This window comes from Streptosporangium sp. NPDC002721, assembly GCF_042888905.1.
In the GTDB taxonomy this organism is placed as follows: domain Bacteria; phylum Actinomycetota; class Actinomycetes; order Streptosporangiales; family Streptosporangiaceae; genus Streptosporangium.
On record NZ_JBIAQI010000011.1, the window covers coordinates 30,979 to 51,987 of the forward strand.

21 protein-coding genes are annotated in these 21,009 nt (G+C 71.1%); 10 read left to right on the plus strand and 11 right to left on the minus strand.

The window, feature by feature from the left end; translation table 11 throughout:
- Positions 1 to 512 precede the first annotated feature (512 nt).
- Positions 513 to 1,019 carry a DinB family protein gene (locus ACFYWM_RS16970; RefSeq protein WP_389915293.1) on the plus strand — a complete coding sequence of 169 codons (507 nt, stop codon included), beginning with the start codon at positions 513 to 515 and terminating at the stop codon, positions 1,017 to 1,019.
- 17 nt (positions 1,020 to 1,036) lie between these two features.
- On the opposite strand, the gene ACFYWM_RS16975 is transcribed toward ACFYWM_RS16970, so the two are convergent.
- Positions 1,037 to 1,558, minus strand: a complete 522-nt coding sequence (locus ACFYWM_RS16975; RefSeq protein WP_389915296.1) for a MarR family winged helix-turn-helix transcriptional regulator — start codon at positions 1,556 to 1,558, stop codon at positions 1,037 to 1,039.
- A 62-nt stretch (positions 1,559 to 1,620) separates the two neighbouring features.
- A complete protein-coding gene (locus ACFYWM_RS16980; RefSeq protein ID WP_389915299.1) occupies positions 1,621 to 2,928 on the minus strand; it encodes a M50 family metallopeptidase in 1,308 nt (435 codons plus the stop codon).
- 330 nt (positions 2,929 to 3,258) lie between these two features.
- On the opposite strand from ACFYWM_RS16980, the gene ACFYWM_RS16985 reads away from it, so the two are divergent.
- On the plus strand, positions 3,259 to 3,852 hold the full coding sequence (locus tag ACFYWM_RS16985) for a response regulator transcription factor (protein ID WP_389915302.1): 594 nt from the start codon (positions 3,259 to 3,261) through the stop codon (positions 3,850 to 3,852).
- 30 nt (positions 3,853 to 3,882) lie between these two features.
- Here ACFYWM_RS16985 and ACFYWM_RS16990 read toward each other — a convergent pair whose 3' ends face one another.
- The gene (locus ACFYWM_RS16990) at positions 3,883 to 4,998 is read right to left on the minus strand and encodes a PP2C family protein-serine/threonine phosphatase (protein ID WP_389915305.1); all 1,116 of its coding nucleotides are present in this window, start codon (positions 4,996 to 4,998) and stop codon (positions 3,883 to 3,885) included.
- Positions 4,999 to 5,117: 119 nt separating this feature from the next.
- Here ACFYWM_RS16990 and ACFYWM_RS16995 point away from each other — a divergent pair, with 119 nt between their 5' ends.
- On the plus strand, positions 5,118 to 6,347 hold the full coding sequence (locus ACFYWM_RS16995; protein ID WP_389915308.1) for a GNAT family N-acetyltransferase: 1,230 nt from the start codon (positions 5,118 to 5,120) through the stop codon (positions 6,345 to 6,347).
- Between the two features lie 53 nt (positions 6,348 to 6,400).
- Positions 6,401 to 6,598: a hypothetical protein gene (locus tag ACFYWM_RS17000; RefSeq protein WP_389915311.1), complete on the plus strand. Its 198-nt coding sequence runs from the start codon at positions 6,401 to 6,403 to the stop codon at positions 6,596 to 6,598.
- Positions 6,599 to 6,609: 11 nt separating this feature from the next.
- On the opposite strand, the gene ACFYWM_RS17005 is transcribed toward ACFYWM_RS17000, so the two are convergent.
- The gene (locus tag ACFYWM_RS17005; RefSeq protein WP_389915314.1) at positions 6,610 to 7,077 is read right to left on the minus strand and encodes a ribose-5-phosphate isomerase; all 468 of its coding nucleotides are present in this window, start codon (positions 7,075 to 7,077) and stop codon (positions 6,610 to 6,612) included.
- A 99-nt stretch (positions 7,078 to 7,176) separates the two neighbouring features.
- Here ACFYWM_RS17005 and def point away from each other — a divergent pair, with 99 nt between their 5' ends.
- On the plus strand, positions 7,177 to 7,665 hold the full coding sequence (def, locus tag ACFYWM_RS17010) for a peptide deformylase (protein WP_389915316.1): 489 nt from the start codon (positions 7,177 to 7,179) through the stop codon (positions 7,663 to 7,665).
- A 51-nt stretch (positions 7,666 to 7,716) separates the two neighbouring features.
- On the opposite strand, the gene ACFYWM_RS17015 is transcribed toward def, so the two are convergent.
- Complete coding sequence (locus tag ACFYWM_RS17015; RefSeq protein WP_389915319.1) at positions 7,717 to 9,126, minus strand: aldehyde dehydrogenase family protein; 1,410 nt, start codon at positions 9,124 to 9,126, stop codon at positions 7,717 to 7,719.
- Between the two features lie 171 nt (positions 9,127 to 9,297).
- On the minus strand, positions 9,298 to 9,918 hold the full coding sequence (locus tag ACFYWM_RS17020; protein WP_389915322.1) for a disulfide bond formation protein DsbA: 621 nt from the start codon (positions 9,916 to 9,918) through the stop codon (positions 9,298 to 9,300).
- 220 nt (positions 9,919 to 10,138) lie between these two features.
- Between ACFYWM_RS17020 and pepN the strand changes: the two genes are divergently transcribed.
- Both pepN and ACFYWM_RS17030 read left to right on the plus strand, forming a co-directional pair.
- Positions 10,139 to 12,706 (plus strand): aminopeptidase N, encoded by a 2,568-nt coding sequence (gene pepN, locus ACFYWM_RS17025; RefSeq protein ID WP_389915325.1) that lies wholly within the window; start codon positions 10,139 to 10,141, stop codon positions 12,704 to 12,706.
- A gap of 181 nt (positions 12,707 to 12,887) precedes the next feature.
- Positions 12,888 to 13,850 (plus strand): hypothetical protein, encoded by a 963-nt coding sequence (locus ACFYWM_RS17030; protein WP_389915328.1) that lies wholly within the window; start codon positions 12,888 to 12,890, stop codon positions 13,848 to 13,850.
- A gap of 16 nt (positions 13,851 to 13,866) precedes the next feature.
- Here ACFYWM_RS17030 and ACFYWM_RS17035 read toward each other — a convergent pair whose 3' ends face one another.
- The 4 genes from ACFYWM_RS17035 to ACFYWM_RS17050 form a co-directional block, all read right to left on the minus strand.
- Positions 13,867 to 14,463, minus strand: coding sequence for a hypothetical protein (locus tag ACFYWM_RS17035; protein ID WP_389915331.1), 597 nt, complete (start codon positions 14,461 to 14,463; stop codon positions 13,867 to 13,869).
- Positions 14,464 to 14,544: 81 nt separating this feature from the next.
- Positions 14,545 to 14,955 (minus strand): DUF5130 family protein, encoded by a 411-nt coding sequence (locus tag ACFYWM_RS17040; protein WP_389915334.1) that lies wholly within the window; start codon positions 14,953 to 14,955, stop codon positions 14,545 to 14,547.
- Positions 14,952 to 15,251 carry a hypothetical protein gene (locus ACFYWM_RS17045; RefSeq protein ID WP_389915338.1) on the minus strand — a complete coding sequence of 100 codons (300 nt, stop codon included), beginning with the start codon at positions 15,249 to 15,251 and terminating at the stop codon, positions 14,952 to 14,954. Before ACFYWM_RS17045 ends, ACFYWM_RS17040 begins: the two co-directional genes overlap by 4 nt.
- 39 nt (positions 15,252 to 15,290) lie before the next feature.
- Positions 15,291 to 16,712: an amidase gene (locus tag ACFYWM_RS17050; protein WP_389915341.1), complete on the minus strand. Its 1,422-nt coding sequence runs from the start codon at positions 16,710 to 16,712 to the stop codon at positions 15,291 to 15,293.
- A 336-nt stretch (positions 16,713 to 17,048) separates the two neighbouring features.
- On the opposite strand from ACFYWM_RS17050, the gene ACFYWM_RS17055 reads away from it, so the two are divergent.
- The 3 genes from ACFYWM_RS17055 (at position 17,049) to ACFYWM_RS17065 (ending at position 20,624) form a co-directional block, all read left to right on the plus strand.
- Entirely contained in the window at positions 17,049 to 17,690 is a 642-nt protein-coding gene (locus tag ACFYWM_RS17055; RefSeq protein ID WP_389915344.1) for a nuclease-related domain-containing protein, read from the plus strand.
- Between the two features lie 531 nt (positions 17,691 to 18,221).
- Complete coding sequence (gene ilvD / locus ACFYWM_RS17060) at positions 18,222 to 20,060, plus strand: dihydroxy-acid dehydratase (protein ID WP_389915347.1); 1,839 nt, start codon at positions 18,222 to 18,224, stop codon at positions 20,058 to 20,060.
- 81 nt (positions 20,061 to 20,141) lie between these two features.
- Positions 20,142 to 20,624, plus strand: a complete 483-nt coding sequence (locus ACFYWM_RS17065) for a helix-turn-helix transcriptional regulator (protein ID WP_389915350.1) — start codon at positions 20,142 to 20,144, stop codon at positions 20,622 to 20,624.
- A 130-nt stretch (positions 20,625 to 20,754) separates the two neighbouring features.
- Here the strand turns inward: ACFYWM_RS17065 and ACFYWM_RS17070 are convergent, their stop codons facing one another.
- Positions 20,755 to 20,979: a zinc ribbon domain-containing protein gene (locus tag ACFYWM_RS17070; protein WP_389915352.1), complete on the minus strand. Its 225-nt coding sequence runs from the start codon at positions 20,977 to 20,979 to the stop codon at positions 20,755 to 20,757.
- Between the last annotated feature and the right edge of the window lie 30 nt (positions 20,980 to 21,009).

Genomic DNA, 21,009 nt, shown 5'->3' on the forward strand with positions numbered 1-21,009 from the left:
AAGGCCGATGGGAAACCATTACCGGCCGGGGAAACAGTCTGGATCGAACCGGGAAAAGCCGCACTCGACCTGAATCCTCCGATGACAAGCTTTTGGCCGCGTGCCCGATTTTCATCACCAATCCACCGATCGACCCGGGCGAATATTGACACCTCCTTAGTCGAGCCCGGGTCGTCACGGCGGTGCGGCCGGGGTCACGGCGGGCTGAATTGCCTACTTTGCTCTGCGGACTCGCCTATATGCCCTCGGTGGGATTGTTGAGGGCAGGTGGACGACCGCGTCTCACTTGTTGTGGAAAGTGGCGACTGGACGCCGAGCAGTACTGACGTGCACCGATGTGTAGGTCCCCCCGAACCAGGGCGAGGCCCGGGGCCTTCACGAGGGTCGCGGTCTCTGTCGGCGGCGGACGTACCGGGTCATCACCCTCCTCTGCGCCCGGACGGCTGGAAATCCTCGCAATCAGCCAGAAAAGGGCATGACAGCGGCCCCGCGCACCGACAGGATTGGGCGCCATGACCGACACACGCGTTGACCCTCCCTTCATCGCCGACGAGAGCGCGATGCTGCACTCCTGGCTCGACTGGCACCGGGAGACCCTGGCCGTGAAGTGCGACGGGCTCTCGGACGAGCAGCTTCGCCTGCGTGCCGCCGAGCCCTCCACGCTCTCCCTGCTGGGCCTGGTCCGCCACATGGCCGAGGTGGAGCGCAACTGGTTCCGTAACATCCTCAACGGCGAGGGCGTCGCGCCGTTCTACTACTCCGACGACGACCCCGACGGCGACTTCGACACCCTGGAGACCAGCACGGCGGAGGAGGCGTTCGCCCGCTGGCGAGGCGAGGTCGAGCACGCGCGCGAGCTGTCCGCCGGGCTGTCCATGGACACCATAGGGAAGACGCAACGCCGCGACCAGGACGTCTCGCTGCGCTGGATCCTCGTCCACATGATCGAGGAGTACGCCCGGCACAACGGCCACGCCGACATCGTCCGCCAGCGGATCGACGGGGTCACCGGCGAGTAGCGGCGGCCGGGTCCGGGTCAGCCCAGGGCCGAGGTCTCCACGAGCGTCTCGGCGATCATCCGGTCGAGGTTGGCCAGGTTCGCCGGGCGGGCGACGGCGGCCTCGGCGAAACGGTCGAGAAGCCGGGCGAAGGCCTCGCGGTCCGGCTCGTCCCAGTCGGCCATCAGGCCGTCCAGGTAGGTGCGCCGGTGGCGGACCACCACCTCCAGCACGCGGCGGCCCCGCTCGCTCAGCACGAGCCGGGCCCGCCTGGCGTCCACGGCCGACTCCTCGCGCTCCACGAACCCCGCGCCGACCGCGTCGTTGACCAGCCTGCTGGCCGTGGAGGGATCGACGCCCAGTTGCTCGGCGACGGCTCCCACGGTCACCTCGGGCACGTCCAGGCTCAGCTTGTGCACGGCGTGCACGACCATCACGTTCGACATGTGCACCGGCCGCTGCGGCTCCCCGGCCTTGCGCGCGCGCAGTGGCCGCGACCAGATCCGGCGCAGCCGGAACAGGGCCACGTCGATCATCGCTCCAGGCGTTCCCTCGTTCACGGCGTCACCCTAACCTCTTCGGACGGATGCGCCGTGCCGCCCCACCCGGCAGGGAAGGACGGTCAGCCGGACAGGCGGACCGGGTTGACCAGGTCGGCGTACATCAGCAGGCCCGCCATGATGATCATCAAGAAGGCGATCGCGTAGGTGAGCGGAAGCGCCTTGGCGATGTCGACGTGGCCGGGCGTGGGGCGGCGGGCGACGCGGGCGAAGCCGCGCTTGAGGCCCTCCCACAGACCGCCCGCGATGTGCCCGCCGTCCAGAGGGAGCAGCGGGATCAGGTTGAACATGCCGATCGCCAGGTTGAAGCCGGCCAGCAGGTTGATGAAAACGACGATCTTGTTTTCCAGCGGGATCGCGGCGGCGGCGATCTCACCGCCGATACGGCTGACGCCGATGACACCGATCGGGCCGTTCCTGTCGCGCTCGTCCCCGGAGAAGGCGGCGTGCCAGACGCCCACCATCTTCTCGGGGAACCTGAGCAGCGAGGCGGCGGTGGCCGAGGTGAGATCCCCCATGTGCGCGGCCACGGCGCCGAAGCTCTGCTGCTCGATGACGATCTTCGGGCTGACCCCGAGGTAGCCGACACCCTTCTCGATCTTGCCCGGCTCGTCCAGCGACTCGCGGTCCTGGGCGATGAGGCTGGCGTTGACGGTCAGGTCCTGGCCGGCCCGCCTGATGCCGATCGCGATCGGGCCCGCGCCGTGGTCGCGGATGGCCCGCGTCGCGGCGTCCCAGCTCGCGGCGGACCTGCCCGCCACGGACACGATGACGTCTCCCGGCCGCAGCCCAGCCGCGCTGGCCGGGCTGGGCTTGTCGGTCGCGGTGCACTCGGGGTTCTTGGCGTACTCGGCGGCGGTCTTCACGCACTGCGGGATCGAGGCGATCTCGGTCTTCTGCGTGGGAATGCCGAACCCCATGAGCACGACGCCGAACAGGATGAACGCCAGCACGAAGTTCATCGCCGGACCGCCGGACATGATGATGACCTTCTGCCACCAGGGCTTGCGGTAGAACACCCGGTCCTCGTCGCCGGGCCGCACGTCCTCCAGGGCGACGTCGCGGGCGTTCTCGATCAGGCCCTGCCAGGGGCCCGTGGAGACCGAGCGCACCTTGCCGGGGGCGTCGGTGGGCCGGGGCGGCAGCATGCCGATCATGCGGATGTAGCCGCCGAGCGGGAGCCACTTGACGCCGTACTCGGTGTCGCCCTTGCGGCGCGACCACATCGTCGGGCCGAACCCGACCATGTACTGGGTGACCTTGACACCGAACAACTTGGCCGGCACCAGGTGGCCGATCTCGTGCAGCCCGATCGACACCATCAGTCCCACGAGAAAGACGATGACCCCGACCACGGAGAGCCAGCTCACAGGTTCATACCCCCATCGCGGTTTCACCGACAATGCCCCATAAGAGGTTAGCCCAAGTATCCGGCCCGCACGCCGCCGCGGAAAAGCGGTCCTTTTCGGTCCTCCCTGCCTTCCCGGTCCTCCCCGCTTTCCGTCCTTCCCTGCCTCCCGGCTCTCCCGGCTTTCCCGGCCTTTCCTGCCTTCCCGGCCCTCCCCGCCTTCCCTGTCGCCCCTCTATCGGGCCGTTCATGGCTCTTCGCCGATTGGACGCGCTCCGTTGACATTCAGCGATCGCACGAACACTCTTTGATGAAGGTGAGGGCGAGAGATAGGAGCGTTTTGATCGGGATCGTGGTTGCCGAGCATCTTCCCCTGGTCCGTCGCGGGCTGGTGGCGACGCTGGAGAACGAGGCCGACATGAAGGTGGTGGCCGACGTGGCCGCCGGGGAGCAGGTGCTCCCCGCCGTCCTGCGGCACGCGCCGGAGACGGCGGTCATCGATCTCGACCTGCCGGACGTCTGCGGTTTCACCACCGCGCTGCGGTTGCACGAGGAGGCTCCCGACTGCCGGGTCCTCCTGCTGTCGCGCGACCCCAGCCCCGGGCAGGTCCGCCGGGCCTTCGCCGCCCACGCCCTCGGGTTCATGGGCCTGGAGGTCGCTCCCGAGCAGCTGGCCGACGGCGTCCGCCAGGTGGCGGCCGGACGGCGCGCGGTCGACTCCGAGCTCGCGGTGGCGGCCCTGAGGGCGGTGGAGAACCCGCTGACCCGCAGGGAGCTCGACGTGCTCCGGCTGGTCGCGCAGGGGGCGAGGTCCGGCGAGATCGCCGACCAGCTGTTCCTCTCCGTCGGAACGGTCCGCAACCACCTGTCGCGGATCATGTGCAAGACCCAGGCGCGCAACCGTCTCGACGCCGTGCGCATCGCCGTCGACTCCGGCTGGCTCTGAGCCCCGCCCGGTTCCCCGGGGCACCGGATCTCAGGGGCGCCAGATGAGGATGAGGGCGCAGTCGTCGTTGTGGCCCGACGACATGGAGGCGACCAGGTTGCGGGCGCCGTCACGGAACCCCGAGGGCATCAGGCGCTCGGCCTCTCCCAGCAGGCGGTCGAGGCCGGCGTCGATGTCGCGCCCCGGCTGCTCGATCAGGCCGTCGGTGTAGAGCATGAGCGCGTCGCCCTTGCGCAGCATCCCCTGGTCGGCCTCGCAGTGCAGGTCGGGCACGACGCCGAGGACGACCCCCTTGGCCGTGGAGACCCGCCACGTCCCGGTGCCCGACTCGAACTTGACCACCGGGGGGTGACCGGCCGAGGTGATGACGTACTCGCCCGTCACGAGGTTGAGCCGCAGGTGGACCGCCGTGACGAAGCCCTCGGCCTCGCGCTGGCGGTGCAGGTAGGTGTTGCAGGCGGGCAGGAAGTCGGTGACCGAGCCGAGCAGCCCGCCGAAGGTGCCCGACAGCAGCAGCGCCCGGGTGCCCGCGTCGACGCCCTTGCCCGACACGTCGACCAGGGCGAGCTCCAGCGTGTCGCCCTCGCGCATGGAGACCAGGAAGTCGCCGCCGAAGGAGGAGCCCCCGGCCTGCTTGAGGACCACCTTGGAGCCCCACTCCTTGGACAGCGGGGGCAGGTCGCTCTGGCTCTTGAGACGGTCGCGCAACTCCAGCAGCATCGCGTCGCCGCGCAGGCCCTGCACGCCGAGCTTGCCCCGGGTCCGGGCCATCAGCGCGGCCAGCACCGCGGTGAAGCCGAAGGTGACCAGCAGGCCGGGACCGATGTGCCCCACCCCGCGCACCACCGCCACGTAGATCAGGGAGATCGTGACCGCGCACAGCAGCTTGACGAGGCTGTTCAGCCTGAGCTGGAGCCCCGCCACGAGGGTGACCGGGATCATCAGGGCCGGGGAGAACCACTCCATGGACACCCTGGCGGCCAGCCCGCCGATCAGCAGGGTCAGCAGGGTCAGGGTGATGAGCAGGTTGCGGTCGCGCGCCAGGGGGCCGCGCCGCAGGAAGCGCACGACGGGGACGAGAAGGGGGACGCGGACCAGGAACGCGCGGAGCGCCGGAGGGAGCAGCGGCACCGGACGGGAACTCATGATGCGCTCGACTGTATCTGGCCGTCCCCCCTTTGGGCAGCCCACTTGACCAACGCCTTGATCATTAAGCAGGGATATTAGATGGCCGGAACCGTTTGTCCCCTACTACCGTTTGGAAGATGACTCTCAGCCTACGTCCCATCACCGAAGCCGAATGGTCCGCTTGGATGACCGTGGACGAGGAGGCGTTCGGCGCCGCCATCCCGGAACACCGGCAGGAGATCTACAGGCGCAACACCGAGTTCGACCGTACGCTCGGCGTGTTCGACGGCGATCTGCTCGTGGGCACCACCGCCGCGCACAGCTTCAGCATGACCGTGCCCGGCGGGCCGATCCCGGTCGGCGGCGTCACCGCGGTCAGCGTGCTGCCCTCGCACCGCCGCCGGGGCATCCTCTCCTCGCTGATGGCCCGCCAGCTGTCCGACCTGCGCGAGCGGGGCGAGGCCGTCGCCGCGCTCTACGCGGCCGAGGCCGCGATCTACGGCCGTTACGGCTACGGCAGGGCCGCCGACTGCATGCCCTTCCGGATCCCCACCGCGAGGGCGGCCTTCACCCGGCACGCCCCGGCCGACCCCGCCCTGCGGCTGCGCGTCGTCAGGCCCGCGGAGGCGAGGTCGACCTTCGAGAAGATCTACGAGTCGGCGTTCGAGGAGCGTCCCGGGCTGTACGCCCGTACGCCCGGCCGCTGGGACACCGTGCTGAGCGACCATGACTCCGACCAGGGCGGCGCCGGCCCGCTGCGCGCCGTGGTCGCCGAGGACGACGCCGGTCCGCGCGGCTACGCGCTCTTCCGGATCAAGGCCGCCTTCGACGACCACGACCTTCCCGCCGGGGAGCTGCGGCTCAAGGAGCTGTTCGGCCTCGACCCCGCCGCCTACGCGCTGCTCTGGCGGCACGTCCTGGACCGCGACCTGGTCTCGCACGTCGTCACCCAGGCCCGGCCCGCGGACGACCCGCTGATCCACCTGCTGGCCGAGCCGCGCGTGCTCCACGCGCTCTGGCAGGACGACCTCTGGATCCGCGTCGTGGACGTCGAGCGGGCCCTTCCGGCCCGCCGCTACAGCGCGCCGGTCGACGTGGTGATCGACGTCGAGGACACCGTGTGCCCGTGGAACGCGCGCCGCTGGCGGCTCACGGCCGACACCTCCGGCGCCCGCTGCGCGCCCTCCGACGACCCCGCCGACCTCACCCTGCCCGTCGCCGTGCTGGGCGCCGCCTACCTGGGCGGGCGGCCGCTGGCGGCGCTGCTGGCCGCGGGGGTGGTACGCGAGACGCGCGCGGGGGCCCTGCGGGAGCTGTCCACCGCCATGTCGTGGGACCCCGCCCCCTGGGCCGGCCTGGTCTTCTGACGGCCCCCTCCAGCGGGAGCCGGACGGGGCGGGGGCGGGTTATGGTGGCGGGCATGGCACTGCAGAGCTTGCAGATCAACGCGATCACCGCGATGCGGGCGCGAGACGTCTCACGCCCGTCGCGGGAGCAGCAGGAGGCCGCGGACCGCCGCCCCCTGCGTGACGAGGCGCCCCGCAAGGAGCCGGCGCGCAACGGGGCCCGCAGGGAACCGCCGCGCGGGGAGACCCCGCACCGCGACCGCCAGCGGTAGGAAGCCGGGGGCTACGGCAGCGGCGGGAGCTGGCCGATGGTCTCGTACGACGTGAGCTGCGCGATCCTGCGGTTGTGCCGCTCGGCCCCGGAGTACGAGGTGGCGAGGAAGGTCTCGACGAACCTGATCGCCTCCTCCGGCTCGTGCATCCGCGAGCCGAGGCTGACGACGTTGGCGTTGTTGTGCTCGCGGGCGAGCCTGGCGGTCTCCTCGCTCCAGGCGAGGGCGGCGCGGACGCCGCGCACCTTGTTGGCCGCGATCTGCTCGCCGTTGCCCGAACCGCCGATGACGACGCCCAGGCTGCCCGGGTCACCCACGACGCCCTCGGCCGCGCGCAGCACGAAGGGCGGGTAGTCGTCCTCCGCGTCGTAGACGAAGGGACCGCAGTCCTCGACCTCGTGGCCGTGCTCCTTCAGCCAGGAGACGACGTGGTTCTTGAGCTCATAGCCGGCATGGTCGGCACCGATGTAGACGCGCACCCGCACAGTTTCGCAGGTGTACGCGGGCGGCTCCACCCGGCCCCCGGATAGAGTAATAGCCGTAATGCTCACGGAACCCTTACAAGAGAGATCCCCCACATGCGTGACATCCGAGTGGTCGGTGACCCTGTCCTGCGCACGCCCGCCGAGCCGATCATCGACTTCGACCGTGACCTGCGGCGCATGATCGACGAGATGTTCGCCGTGATGTACGCCGCGCAGGGCGTCGGCCTGGCCGGTCCCCAGATCGGCGTGTCGAAGCGGATCTTCGTCTACGACTGCAGCAACCGCAAGGGCCACGTGATCAACCCCGAGCTGACCGTGGACGACGACACCGAGGTCCTCGACGAGGAGGGCTGCCTGTCCGTCCCCGACCGCGGGACCGGCACCCCGATCTACGCCAGGACGCCCCGGGCCGCCGGGGTCACCGTGAGCGGCCTGGACCGGCTGGGGCGGCCGATCCGGATCAGGGCCCGGGGCATGCTGGCGCGCTGCTTCCAGCACGAGACCGACCACCTCGACGGCAGGCTGTACGTGGACAGGCTGGCCAGGGAGGCCGCCAGGAAGGTCCTGCTCCAGGCCCCCTGACCCCGGCCGGCCGCCGGAGTCGGTCCCCGGAGCCGGACACCCCGGCGACTCTCAGAGTTGGACGGACTTGATCTCCAGAAACTCCTCGAGCCCGAACTCGCCCAGCTCGCGGCCCAGGCCCGACTGCTTGTAGCCGCCGAAGGGCGCCCGCGGGTTGAACCGGCCGCCGTTGACCGCCACCTGGCCGGTGCGCAGCCGCCGGGCGACCTCGACCGCGCGCTGCTCGCTGCCCGCCCACACCGCGCCCGCCAGGCCGTACGGCGTGCCGTTGGCGATGGTGACCGCCTCGTCCTCGCCCCTGAGGTAGGGGATGATCGTGAGGACCGGGCCGAAGATCTCCTCCTGCTCGATCACCATCCCCGGCTCCACCCCGGCGAACACCGTGGGCTCGACGTAGAAACCGCGCGGCAGGGGCCGGTCGGTGCCTCCGGCGACCAGCCGGGCGCCTTCCTCCTGGCCCCGGTTGATGTAGCGGACGACCCGGTCGCGCTGGGCCTCGGACACGAGCGGGCCGAGCCTGGTCGTCTCGTCGAAGGGGTCGCCGACGACGTACTTGCCCGCGGCCTCGACGGCGAGACGGACCGCCTCGTCGTAACGGTCGCGGTGGACGATCATGCGGGTCCACGCCGAACAGGTCTGGCCGGAGTTGACGAAGGCGTTCGCCACCGTCGCCTTGACGGCCGTCCCCAGGTCGGCGTCCGGCAGGACCAGGCTGGCGGACTTGCCGCCGAGCTCCAGGGCCACCCGCTTGATCGACTCGGCCGCGAGCGCGGCCACCCGGCGCCCGGCCCGGGTCGAGCCGGTGAACGACACCATGTCCACCTCGGGATGGCCGGCCAGGGCCTCGCCCACCACCGGGCCGTACCCGCTGACCATGTTGAGGACCCCGGCGGGCAGGCCGACCTCGTCGAAGATCCCGGCGAGCGCGAAGGCCGCCAGCGGCGCCACCTCGCTGGGCTTGAGCACCACCGTGCAGCCCGCGGCGAGCGCGGCGCCCACCTTGCAGACGACCTGGTGGAGCGGGTAGTTCCAGGGGGTGATGGCGGCGACCACCCCGACCGGCTCCCTGAAGACGCGGGAGTTGCCGACCTGCCCGCCCTCGAAGTCGTAGGTCCCGGCCAATTGGGCGTACGAGGCCAGCACCCCGGCCGGCATCAGCGTCTGCACCTTCATCGCCAGGCCGTACGGGGCGCCCATGTCCGTGGCGATGATCCTGGCTATCTGGTCGGAGCGTTCTCGTATCAGGTCCGCGGCCGCGGCGAGGATCCTGCCCCGTTCGGCGGGGGCCGTCGCCGACCAGGAGGGGAAGGCCGCGCGCGCGGCGGCCACGGCGGCCTCGACGTCGGCGGGCGACCCCGCGGGGACCCGGTCGATCAGCTCCTCGGTCGCGGGGTTGATCACGTCGATGCTCTCGGCCGACGCGGACGGCTGCCAGGCTCCGTTCAGATAAAGGTGGCGCATGTCCCTCATCCTGGCGTGCGGGCCGTTGTTACGCGAGGGCGATCCGGACGCGGCTCCCGTACGACGGTGAGCGTTGTACGGGAGCACAGCGGGGTCACCCGGGCGGAGACGCGGCGGCGGGGCCGGCCGTTCCCGCGCGACGGAGGGGCGTGCCCGCGGCCGGGGGACGGGTCAGTCGAAGATCGGCTGCCGGGTCCTGGAGCGCTTGAGCTCGAAGAACCCGTCGGTGGCCGCCACCAGGCGCACGCCGTCCCAGAGCTTGCCCGCCTCCTCGCCCTTGGGTGCCGGTGAGATGACCGGGCCGAAGAAGGCGACGTCGCCGATGGCGATCACCGGGGTGCCGACCTCCTGGCCGACCCGGTCGATGCCGTCGTTGTGGGAGGCGCGCACGACCTCGTCGAACTCGGTCGAGTCCATCGCGTCGGCGAACGCGCGGTCCAGCCCGGCGGCCTCCAGGGCCTCCTGGACGGTCTCGCGGAGCGTGTCGAGCTCCTTGAGCCTGCCCTGGTTGTGGAAACGGGTGCCAAGCTCGGTGTAGAGGCGGCCGACCGTCTCGGAGTCGTACTTCTCCTGCACGGCGGCGACCACCCGGACCGGGCCGATGGCCTGGGCGATCATCTCGCGGTAGGCGTCGGGGACGTCCTTGTCCTCGTTCAGCACGTTGAGGCTCATGATGTGCCAGCGCGGCTCGATCGACCGCACCTTCTGCACCTCCAGCAACCAGCGGGAGGTCATCCACGCGAACGGGCAGAAGGGGTCGAACCAGAGATCCACAGGGGTGCGCTCAGTCATTTTCTCCGGCTTCCTGGTCGTGAGGCTTGTTCGGTAGCGACAACCCGGACGACGGAGTCCCCTATTCCACCGGCTTATTAATACCTTGACATGCCTCTTTATTCTCGAATCCGGGTATCGGTCTGCAGCCTGACGCGAAGCGGCGGTCCGCGCCCTTACGTGGCAGGATTCAGTCACCCCTTAGCAATGGAGCGGGGGAAGTTGTGAAGAGGGAGCGGTAGTGGCAGGCAATCTGACCCGTGACGAGGCGCGCGAGCGCGCACGGCTGCTCAGCGTGCAGTCCTATGCGGTGGAGCTCGACCTGACCGAGGGTGAGGAGCGCTTCGAGAGCGTCACCACGGTCCGCTTCACCAGCACCCGGCCGGGTGCGGAGACGTTCGTCGATCTGGCCGGCGCCAAGGTGCGCAAGGCCGTCCTCAACGGCGTCGAGCTGGACGTGAGCGGCTACGACGTGGAGACCGGGCGGCTGCCGCTGCCGGGCCTGGCCGAGACCAACGAGCTGCGGGTGGACGCCGACTGCTCCTACAGCCGCACCGGCGAGGGCCTGCACCGCTTCGTCGACCCGGTCGACAAGAGCGTCTACCTGCACAGCCAGTTCGAGACGGCCGACGCGCACCGGATGTACGCGTGCTTCGACCAGCCCGACCTCAAGGCCTCGTTCGAGCTGACCGTGCTCGCGCCCTCCCACTGGGAGGTCATCTCCAACGCGGCGCCCGACGCGTCGGAGGAGCTGCAGGAGCACCGGGGCAGGCACGGGGCCCTGCAGGCGGCCAAGCGCTGGCACTTCCCGCCCTCCCCGGTGATGTCGACCTACATCACCGCGCTGTGCGCCGGGCCGTACCACAAGGTGACCTCCGAGCACGACGGCATCCCGCTGGGCCTGTACTGCCGGGCCTCGCTCGCCGAGCACCTCGACGCCGACAACCTCTTCGAGGTGACCAGGCAGGGCTTCGACTTCTTCCACCGGATCTTCGGCGTCCGCTACCCGTTCGGGAAGTACGACCAGCTCTTCGTCCCCGAGTTCAACGCCGGGGCGATGGAGAACGCGGGCTGCGTGACCTTCCTGGAGGACTACGTCTTCCGCTCGCGCGTCACGGACGCGGTGATCGAGCGCCGCGCCGAGACGATCCTGCACGAGATGGCGCACATGTGGTTCGGCGACCTGGTCACCATGCGCTGGTGGGACGACCTGTGGCTGAACGAGTCGTTCGCCACCTACGCCTCGGTGCTCTGCCAGGCCGAGGCCACCCGCTGGGGCCAGGGCGCCTGGACGACCTTCGCCAACGTCGAGAAGGCCTGGGCCTACCGCCAGGACCAGCTGCCCTCCACCCACCCGATCGCCGCCGACATCGTCGACATGCACGCGGTCGAGGTCAACTTCGACGGCATCACCTACGCCAAGGGCGCCTCGGTCCTCAAGCAGCTCGTCGCCTACGTGGGGCTGGACAACTTCCTGGCCGGGGTCCGCGACTACTTCAACGAGCACGCCTGGGGCAACACCACGCTCGCGGACCTGCTCGGCGCGCTGGAGCGCACCTCGGGCCGCGACCTGTCCTCCTGGTCGAAGGAGTGGCTGGAGACCTCCTGGGTCAACACGCTGCGCCCGTCGTTCACCGTCGACGCCGAGGGCCGTTTCCTGGAGTTCGACGTGCTCCAGGAGGCCCCGGCCGACTACCCGACGCTGCGCTCGCACCGCGTCGCCATCGGCCTGTACTCCCTGCGGGACGGCGAGCTGGTCCGCGTCAAGCGGGTCGAGCTGGACGTCGTCGGCGCGCGCACCCCGGTGGCCGAGCTGGTCGGCGAGGTCCAGCCGGACCTGGTCCTGATCAACGACGACGACCTGACGTACGCCAAGGTCAGGCTCGACGAGCGGTCGCTGCGGACCATCACCGAGGGCGGCGTCGCCAGGTTCACCGAGTCCCTGCCCAGGGCGCTGTGCTGGTCGGCCGCCTGGGACATGACCCGCGACGCCGAGATGACCACCCGCGACTACCTCACCCTGGTCGTCTCCAACATCGAGTCGGTCGCGGACATCACGGTCGCCCAGACCGTGCTCCGCCAGGCCCGGCTCGCCGTCCAGCAGTACGCCGACCCCGCCTGGCGCCCCGAGGGCCTGGCCAGGCTGGCCTCCGCGCTGCGCGGCCTGGTCGGCGCGGCCGAGCCCGGCTCCGACCACCAGCTCGCCTACCTGAACGCGCTGTCGACCGTGGCCACCTCCACCGAGGACCTGGCGTTCCTGAAGGGGCTGCTGGACGGCGAGACGGTCCTCGAGGGCCTCACCGTCGACGCCGACCTGCGCTGGACGCTGACCGGGGCCCTGGTCTCCGGCGGCCTGCTCGGCGAGGAGGACATCGCCCAGGAGCTGCTGCGCGACCCCACCGCGACGGGCGAGCGCTCGGCCGCGCTCTGCCGCGCCGGGATCCCCACGGCCCAGGGCAAGGCGAACGCCTGGGCCGCGATGACCGAGGGCAAGCTGAGCGGCGCGCTGCTCCGCTCGACGATCGCCGGTTTCATGGACCCGCGCCACCCGGAGCTGCTGGAGCCGTACGGGGCGAGGTACTTCGAGGAGATCAGCGGGATCTGGGCCTCCTGGAGCTCCGACAGCGCCCAGAACTTCGCGAACGGCTGCTACCCGGCGCTGAACATCTCCCCGGAGACGGTCGCCAGGACCCAGGACCTCATCTCGTCCACCCAGCCGCCGCACGCCCTCAAGCGCCTGCTGCTCGAAGGCGCCGACAGCATCGCCCGCGCCCTGCGCAACCAGGCCAGGGACGCCTCGGCGTCCTGAGCCGGGCTCGCCCCGCGAAGCCGCTCCCGGCGATCAGACCGGACCGGCTTCGCGGGGCGAAGTCTTGAGTGGTTTTCTGCAAACACTGGTAGAAATAGTCGTCAAACGTGGGAAGCACCTCACGTCTCGTCTTTGCGTAGGCAACAGTTCTGTCGTTCATGGGTCGTGAGAGGGTAATCACGTGGAAACGGCACGTGACCTGCTCGTCTCCCTGGCGCGCAGATACGCCTTCGGTGACGTCGGGGCCCTCGCCTCGGGCGTCGTGGAGGACGCGGGCAACATCGAGGCGGCCTGTGAGTTCGGCCAGCGGCTGCTGTCGCTCGACGCCGAGGACTTCGCCGCCGAGGCGCGGGCCGTGCCGAGCGACCTGCGGCGGCGGGCTCGGGCCTGCACGATGCCGCAGACGCCCCGCGAGCAGCCGCGCGGCGCGCTGGAGTCACTGCGGCCCGCGTACGGGCTGCTGCTGGAGGTCATCGCGGTCAGGTGGCACCGGCGCGAGCTGAGCCCCATGGTCGCCGCCGTCCACATCGCCAGCGAGTACCTCCCGCTGCTCGCCTTCGAACCGGTGCTCGGCAGCGCCGGCGACCCGGCGCGCTGGCCTGCGGGCCTCACCGCGCCGGGCAGCAGGTTCGGGGTGATCGGCGACCGCGACTGCGACCACACGAGGGCCGAGCAGTCGGCCGTCAACCGGACCCTGCGGGTGGCCGGGGAGCCGGCCGAGGGGTGGCGCGCCTACTTCGACCGCCAGCACAGCCAGGTGGCCGGGGCGCTGGCCACCTGCGTCGCCGACTGCCGCAACCCCTGCACCGCGATGGACTGGGTGGAGCCGGAGCGCCGCGAGGACCTCGCGCTGCGCTCCCGGGTGGCCCTGGCCTTCGCCGACACCCCGCTGGTGCGCCTGCGCCACGCGGCCCCGGTGGGCCACGGGTTCGGCGTGCCCTCCCCCGAGGAGGTCACCGAGGCGTGGGAGCGCAGCCGGACCGTGCTGGCCAAGAACGGCGTGGGCGGCGAGGCGTCCGACGACGACGGCTTCCCGCTGCCGGGGCTGCCCTCCCTGTTCTCCGCCGTCGCGGGCGCCCAGGTGAAGCCCTCGACGCTGCTGGCGGACATCAGCACGTACCTGGTGAAGCTTCTCCAGCCCTGATCAGGCTGTCCGGCGCTCAGAGCGCGCGGTCGATGAGCACCGACAGCCCGCAGCAGACGACGGAGAGCGTCATGAGCAGGACGCTCCGGCGGATGTAGCGCTGCTTGGCGTCCCCTACGGCGTCGAGCCTCCTGATCTCCAGGACGGCCAGGTCGACCCTGGCCCCGGCGTCGCGGCCGGCCGCGCCGGGTTCCGGCCGGTACCCCAGGCGGGGGTCCGGTGCCGGAGGCGTCTCGTCGGCGAACCCTCCGGGGTAGAAGCGGCGCCGCTCCAGGGCCCTGCCCGCGAGCCCGGCGGTACGGCGGTGGAGGGCCGCGGCGAGGACGAGGAGCCCCATCAACCAGAAGAACCCGCTCGTCCACCAGAGCCATTCGGCCCTGCTGGACAGCTGGCCGGGGCTCCAGTGGCCGTTCAGCAGCCCGACGACCGTGGCGACGGCGGCGGCCCCCGTCGTGAACAGCAGGACGGCCGCCGTCTCGTTCTCCCTGCGGACCCTCCCGCGGGCGTCCGCGAGCGCCGCCTGGACGTAGTCGAGGATCTTGACGGGCTCCCGCTCCGCCGTGGACCTCCTGCCAGAACGACCCGGCAGCGCGTCCCACGTGATCCTCAGCACGAGCCGATTATCCTGGTAAATCATCTTCTTTCCGTACGAGCGGATCGCCCTGAAGATCATTTGACCGGCGGGACCGCGTCGTCACCTGCGCCGCGACGCCTGGTCCGCGAGCGTCAGGACCCCGGTGACCAGCCCTCCCACCAGGTCCCCCAGGCCCAGCACCGCGGCCATCGACGTCGCGGCCACCCGGCACTCGGCGTCGGGCAGCCGCCGCCTGGCCAGCGGGCCCGTGACGATCTCCAGCCCCCTGCCCCGCTGGTCCACGAAGACGAGCACGCCCCTGTCGGCGTCGGCGCCCAGCCCGGCGTGCAGCCGCTCGGAGAAGTGGCGGCGCGGCCCGATCGCCGGCCCGAGGTAGGCGGCGAAGCGCAGTCCCGTACTCCGTTCCGCGGCGCGCAGGGCCTCGCGGACGTCGTCCCCCTGTGTCGAGGTCAGAGCGAGCATCTCCGCCACCTCACCTTCACCGGTCCGGCGATTCACCGGCCGGTTCACCAGGCCGCCGACGCCCCGCCGACATGCCGTCCGGGCTCGGAGGTCTCCGCCAGCGCGACCCAGTCGACCTCCGGCGCCGAAGGCCCGGCGGGCCGCCGCTCGGTCAGCACGAGGACCGAGTCGGTGATCCCCCGCTCGCTGCCGGACGGGCCTCCCAGCCAGACCGCACCCGCCGAGGTCCCTCTCGCGGCCCTGTCGCGCATCCTGCCGGGCATCGTCACGAGCAGGGCGATGAGCAGGAACAGGCCGCCGGAGACTCCGACGAGAAAGCCGAAGACCTCGATCGCACTGTCCACACCTCAAAAGTAACCCGGCGCCGATCCCCCCGTCGAGAGCTACCAGACCGCCGGCCTGCGTTCGCCCCAGAAACCCCCTCGGGCGGCCTCCACCTGCGACGACACGGAGATCAGCGTGCCCTCGTCACCGAACCTCCCGGCCAGCATCACCCCGATCGGGAGCCCCTCGGCGCTCCAGTGCAGCGGGAGGTTGACCGCGGGCTGGCCGCTGACGTTGTAGACGGCGGGGAAGGCGGCGAACCGCTTCATCCGCTCGAAGGTCTCCCCGGGGTCGTCGACGTCCTCGAACCAGCCCACGGGCCGGGGCGGCTGCGTCAGGGTCGGGGTGAGCACCGCGTCGTAGGGGTCGGTCGCCCGCAGGCCCATCCGGGTGGCGAGCTGCAGCGCCGACTGGGCCTGCAGGAACTCGGGGGCGGGCGTGGCGAAGCCGCGCTCGCGCAGCCAGGCGGTGAGCGGCCTGAGCCTGTCCTGCCTGCTCAGGTCGACCGGGTGCATGCAGGAGAAGGCGTACCAGAGCGTCACGAAGCGCGGCACCAGCTCGGGCCCGAACGGCGGGGCGATGTCGACCACCTCGTGCCCGAGCGCCGCCAGCTCCGCCGAGGCGTGCTCGTAGGCGGCGAGCACCTCGGGGTCCACCACGGCGCCGGGGACCAGCGGCTCGGCGTAGCGGGCGATCCGCAGCCGCCCGGGGTCGCGGCCCGCGTACGCCGCGAAGGAGCCGAGCTCGGGCGGCGGCGCGTGGTAGAGATCACCGGGGTTGTGGTGGGCCATCACGTCGAGCAGCGCGGCGGCGTCGGCGACGGTCCTGGCGATCGGGCCGTTGGTCGACATGCCCGCCAGGTCGGGGACGATCGGCGCGAAGCTGATCCTGCCCCGGGAGGGCTTGATGCCGAACAGCCCGCAGGCCGAGGCGGGGATGCGGATCGACCCGGCGCCGTCGCTGCCCTGCGCGGCGGGGGCCAGGCCCGCGGCCACCGCCGCCGCCGCGCCGCCGCTGGACCCACCCGCCGACCGCGAGAGGTCCCACGGGGTACGGGTGGGCGGGGAGACGGAGGTCTCGGTGTAGCACGGCAGCCCGAACTCGGGGGTCGCGGTCTTGCCGAGCATGATCGTCCCGGCGTCCCTGAGCCGCTCGACCAGGCTGTCGTCCACCGGCGCGACGAAGTCCTCGTAGGTGGCCGAGCCGAAGCGGATCGGCACGCCCTTGACGAGGTTGAGGTCCTTGATCGGGACCGGCACCCCGGCCAGGGGCGAGAAGTCCTCCCCCGCGAGCACCCGGGCCTCGACCTTGTGGGCCTGTTCCAGGGCGAGTGCGGGGGTCACCGTCACGTAGGCGCCGACCTCGGGGTCCAGGCGGGCGATCCGGTCGAGGTAGTGCTCGGTGATCTCGACGGGTGAGATCTCCCTGCGCCGCACGGCCGCCGCCTGCTCCAGGGCACTAAGATCGTGAATGTGGGTCACGCCCCGCAGATTAGGCGCAGCGGCCGCGGTTATCCATGGCAAAAAGCCCTAAGGTACCCGGTTCATAGCAGTGCCAAGCGGGTGACGGCGGTCACAAAAGTATGAGATACGCAATACTAGGCACCCCCGAGGACGTCAGCTACCGTGAGTTACGTGGATTCCGGTCAGGTACCAGAAGACGGTAACAATGCGTCACCGATTTGGGTCAGTGACCGACAGGCCGAAGATCGGCCGACGTCTCGACCCGCCGCGCCAGCGTCTACGTACGCACCCGTCGAGCGCGCCTCGCTGCGCAGCCTGCTCGACAACCCGAAGTACCGCCACCTGCGCCGACGTGTGATCGTCTCGGTCGGCGTGGGCGTGCTCGCGGGCGTCCTGCTGGCCAGCTGGCCGCTGGGCCTCACCGCCGCCGTGGTGGCCGCGATCGTCGACACGGTGCTTCGCGCCCGTTCCAACTCCTCGGTGCCCGCCTGGCGGCGCGCCTCGGTCGCGGAGCGGCGTACGGAGATGCAGCTGAAGCGGCTGGAACGCGGTGGTTACCGCACCCTGCACGCCCGCGCGATCCCCGGCAGCGAGGCCCAGATCGACCATCTGGTCGTGGGTCCCACCGGCGTCTACGCGGTCGACTCCGAGAAGTGGGACAAGCGCCTGCCGGTCCGCGTCCAGTCGCACCGCAAGCTGTTCCACGGGCCGTTCAGCCAGAAGCCCCGCCTCGACGAGGCCCGCTGGGAGGCCTCCCAGGCCGGAGAGCTGATCGGCGCCGAACTGGGCCGCGAGGTCACGATCGTGCCGTCCCTGGCGATCTACGGCCCGGCCATTCCCTGGAAGGTCCTCAACGTCCGCGAGGTCGACGTGTTCGACGGCAGTCGTGTCCGTAAATGGATCACCAAGCGGGAACGCTCACTCACCGACGCCGAGATCGACAGGATCTTCGAGGCCGCCGAGCAGGTTCTGCCCGCCCGCTACCCGGAGAACTGATTCCGGCCGTCCCGCGAGCCCGTTTCCGCGCGACCGAGTCCTTCCGAGTAACTGAATCTTTCCCGTCGGGACCGACGGGAGTCCGCCCCGCCACGGCGTCCCGGCCCGGCGACTCCCGTCCTCCCGTCCTCCCGTTGCCTTCGCCGTCCTTCCCGCGCGGGCGACGGGTGCCCGATGCCCTCCGGGCGAGCGGCTCGCCCCGGGTTCGCCGGGCGCGGGGACCTTCGGTAGTGTCGGGGAACACCCTGGGCCCGTATCGGGTCCACCGGCCGCCGCCCCGGTGCCCACCCCGTGCCCCGTCGGCGTCCCGGAAACGTCCCGGACACCGGCGCGGCGCCTCGCCACCCCCGGCCCCCGTCCCGTACGTCGACCACGCTCGTCCGGCGTTCACGGAATACGTCGTTCGCAGAATCCGCTGTTCACGGAACATGTGGTCACGGACCGGACGTCTCGCGGCGTGGACAGGCGTCTCACGCACCGGGCGGTAGCCGTACCATTCGTAGACACGGTTTCGATGATGGGAGAAGCCTCATGCCCGCCCTCAGGTCTCGTACGGTCACTCACGGCAGGAACATGGCCGGGGCCCGGGCCCTGCTCCGGGCGACGGGCGTAGCCGGCGAGGACTTCGGGAAACCGATCATCGCCGTGGCCAACAGCTTCACCCAGTTCGTCCCGGGGCACGTCCACCTCCGCGAGGTCGGCGACGTCGTCGCCGGCGCGATCCGCGAGGCGGGCGCGATCCCGCGCGAGTTCAACACGATCGCGGTCGACGACGGCATCGCGATGGGCCACGGCGGCATGCTCTACTCGCTGCCCAGCCGGGAGCTGATCGCCGACGCGGTCGAGTACATGGTCAACGCGCACTGCGCCGACGCGCTGATCTGCATCTCCAACTGCGACAAGATCACCCCGGGCATGCTGCTCGCCGCCTTCCGGCTCAACATCCCCACGATCTTCGTCTCCGGCGGGCCGATGGAGGCGGGCAAGACCCCCAACGGCAAGCTCGACCTGATCGACCCGATGATCGCCGCGGCCGACGACGCCGTCTCCGACGCCGAGCTGCTGGAGATGGAGGAGAACGCCTGCCCGACCTGCGGTTCGTGCAGCGGGATGTTCACCGCCAACTCGATGAACTGCCTCGCCGAGGCCATCGGCCTCGCGCTGCCGGGCAACGGCACGATCCTCGCCACCCACAAGGCGCGCAGGAAGCTGTTCGAGGACGCCGGGCGCCAGCTGGTGGAGATCACCAAACGCCACTACGAGCAGGACGACGAGACGGTCCTGCCGCGCGCCATCGCGACCAAGGACGCGTTCGAGAACGCCATGGCGCTGGACGTGGCGATGGGCGGCTCGACCAACACGATCCTGCACATCCTGGCCGCGGCCCGCGAGGCCCAGGTCGACTTCGGGCTGAAGGAGATCAACGAGATCTCGCTGCGGGTGCCCTGCCTGTGCAAGGTCGCCCCCGCCACGGCCAAGTACCACGTCGAGGACGTCCACCGCGCGGGCGGCATCCCGGCGATCCTCGGCGAGCTCGACCGGGCGGGCCTGCTCCACCGCGACGCGTACACCGTCAACGGCGGCACCCTGGGCGACTACCTCGACGGCTGGGACCCTCAGTCGCCCGAGGCGCTGCCCGAGGCGCTGGAGCTGTGGCACGCGGCCCCCGGCAACGCCCGCACGATCAAGCCCTTCTCCCAGGGCGCCCGCTGGGAGGAGCTGGACCTCGACCGCTCCGAGGGTTGCGTGCGCGACGCCGAGCACGCCTACACCCGCGACGGCGGCCTGGCCGTCCTGTACGGCAACATCGCCACCGAGGGCTGCATCGTCAAGACCGCCGGGGTCGACGAGTCGATCTGGAGGTTCGAGGGCCCGGCCGTGGTCTTCGAGTCGCAGGACGACGCGGTCGAGGGCATCCTCAACAACAAGGTCAAGGCCGGTGACGTCGTGGTGATCCGCTACGAGGGGCCCAAGGGCGGGCCCGGCATGCAGGAGATGCTCTACCCCACCTCGTTCCTCAAGGGCAAGGGGCTGGGCAAGGCCTGCGCGCTGGTCACCGACGGCCGCTTCTCCGGCGGCACGAGCGGGCTGTCCATCGGCCACGCCTCCCCCGAGGCGGCCGAGGGCGGCACCATCGCCCTCGTCGAGGACGGCGACCTCGTCGCCATCGACATCCCCGGCCGTTCGATCGAGCTGAAGGTCGCCGAGGAGGAGCTGGCCGCCCGCCGCGAGAGGCTCCTGGCCGACCTGGGCGGCTACCGGCCGCGCGACCGCCAGCGCCAGGTGAGCGCCGCGCTCCAGGCGTACGCCGCGCTCACGACCTCCGCCTCGACCGGCGCCTCGCGCGACCTGTCGCAGCTGTCTCGCTGACCTGGGCTTCCTGTCGGGTAGAGATGCCTTACCCGACAGGAAGTTCGAAAAAATGTCGGTGCTCGGACGTATTATCAGGGTATGGCTGATGTCATGAAGCTCACCGCCCCGCTGACGACCGCCGAGATCGCCGCCCTCGCCCTGTCGATGGCCCATCTGGGGTCGGGTCCGCAGGCCAACGCCGCCCGCAGCGGCCTGCGCCACGCCTTCGAGCAGATGGAGCTCGACGACGACGTCGTCGCCACCACCCTGGCGACCCTCACCGAGCCGATGTCCGCCCCGACCGCCGACCGCGCCCGGACGATCGCCACCGCGATCACCTCGGGCCTCGTCATCCGCCTCCACTACCAGGACGTCTCCGGGCGGGTCACCGTCCGCGACGTCGACCCGGTGACCTGCATGGTCCACCGCGAATACTGGTATCTCGTCGGGATGTGCCGCCTGCGCGGCGCGATCCGGGCGTTCAGGTTCGACCGGATCATCGCCACCGAGCCCACCTTCGTGCCGGCCCGCCCGCACCGGGCCGAGGCGTTCCTGCCCTTCCAGGGCAAGCGCGCCGCCTGACCGTCACCCCGTCGGCCTGGCGAGGCCGACGGGACTCATTCGATCTGCCACCCGGTGGTGCGCGCCGATCCGGGTGGCAGGCACCGGTGAGAGGCCCTTGCCGCGACAGGCCGGGGGCCGTCGGCGGCTTCTAGCCGCAGCAGCCGCCTCCGCAGCACCCGCCGCCACCGCCGCCGGAGGACTGGGGGGCGGCCGAGGAGCCCGTGGAGCCGCCGGTCACGGCGACCGTGGAGAGCAGTTTGACGGTGTCGTCGTGGCCGTCGGGGCAGAGCGCCGGATCGCCGGAGCGGGCCATCGGGCGGGAGATCTCGAAGGTGGACCCGCAGGCGCGGCAGCGGAAGTCGTATCGGGGCATGCCCCAAGGTTACCCACGTCGCCCGGACCG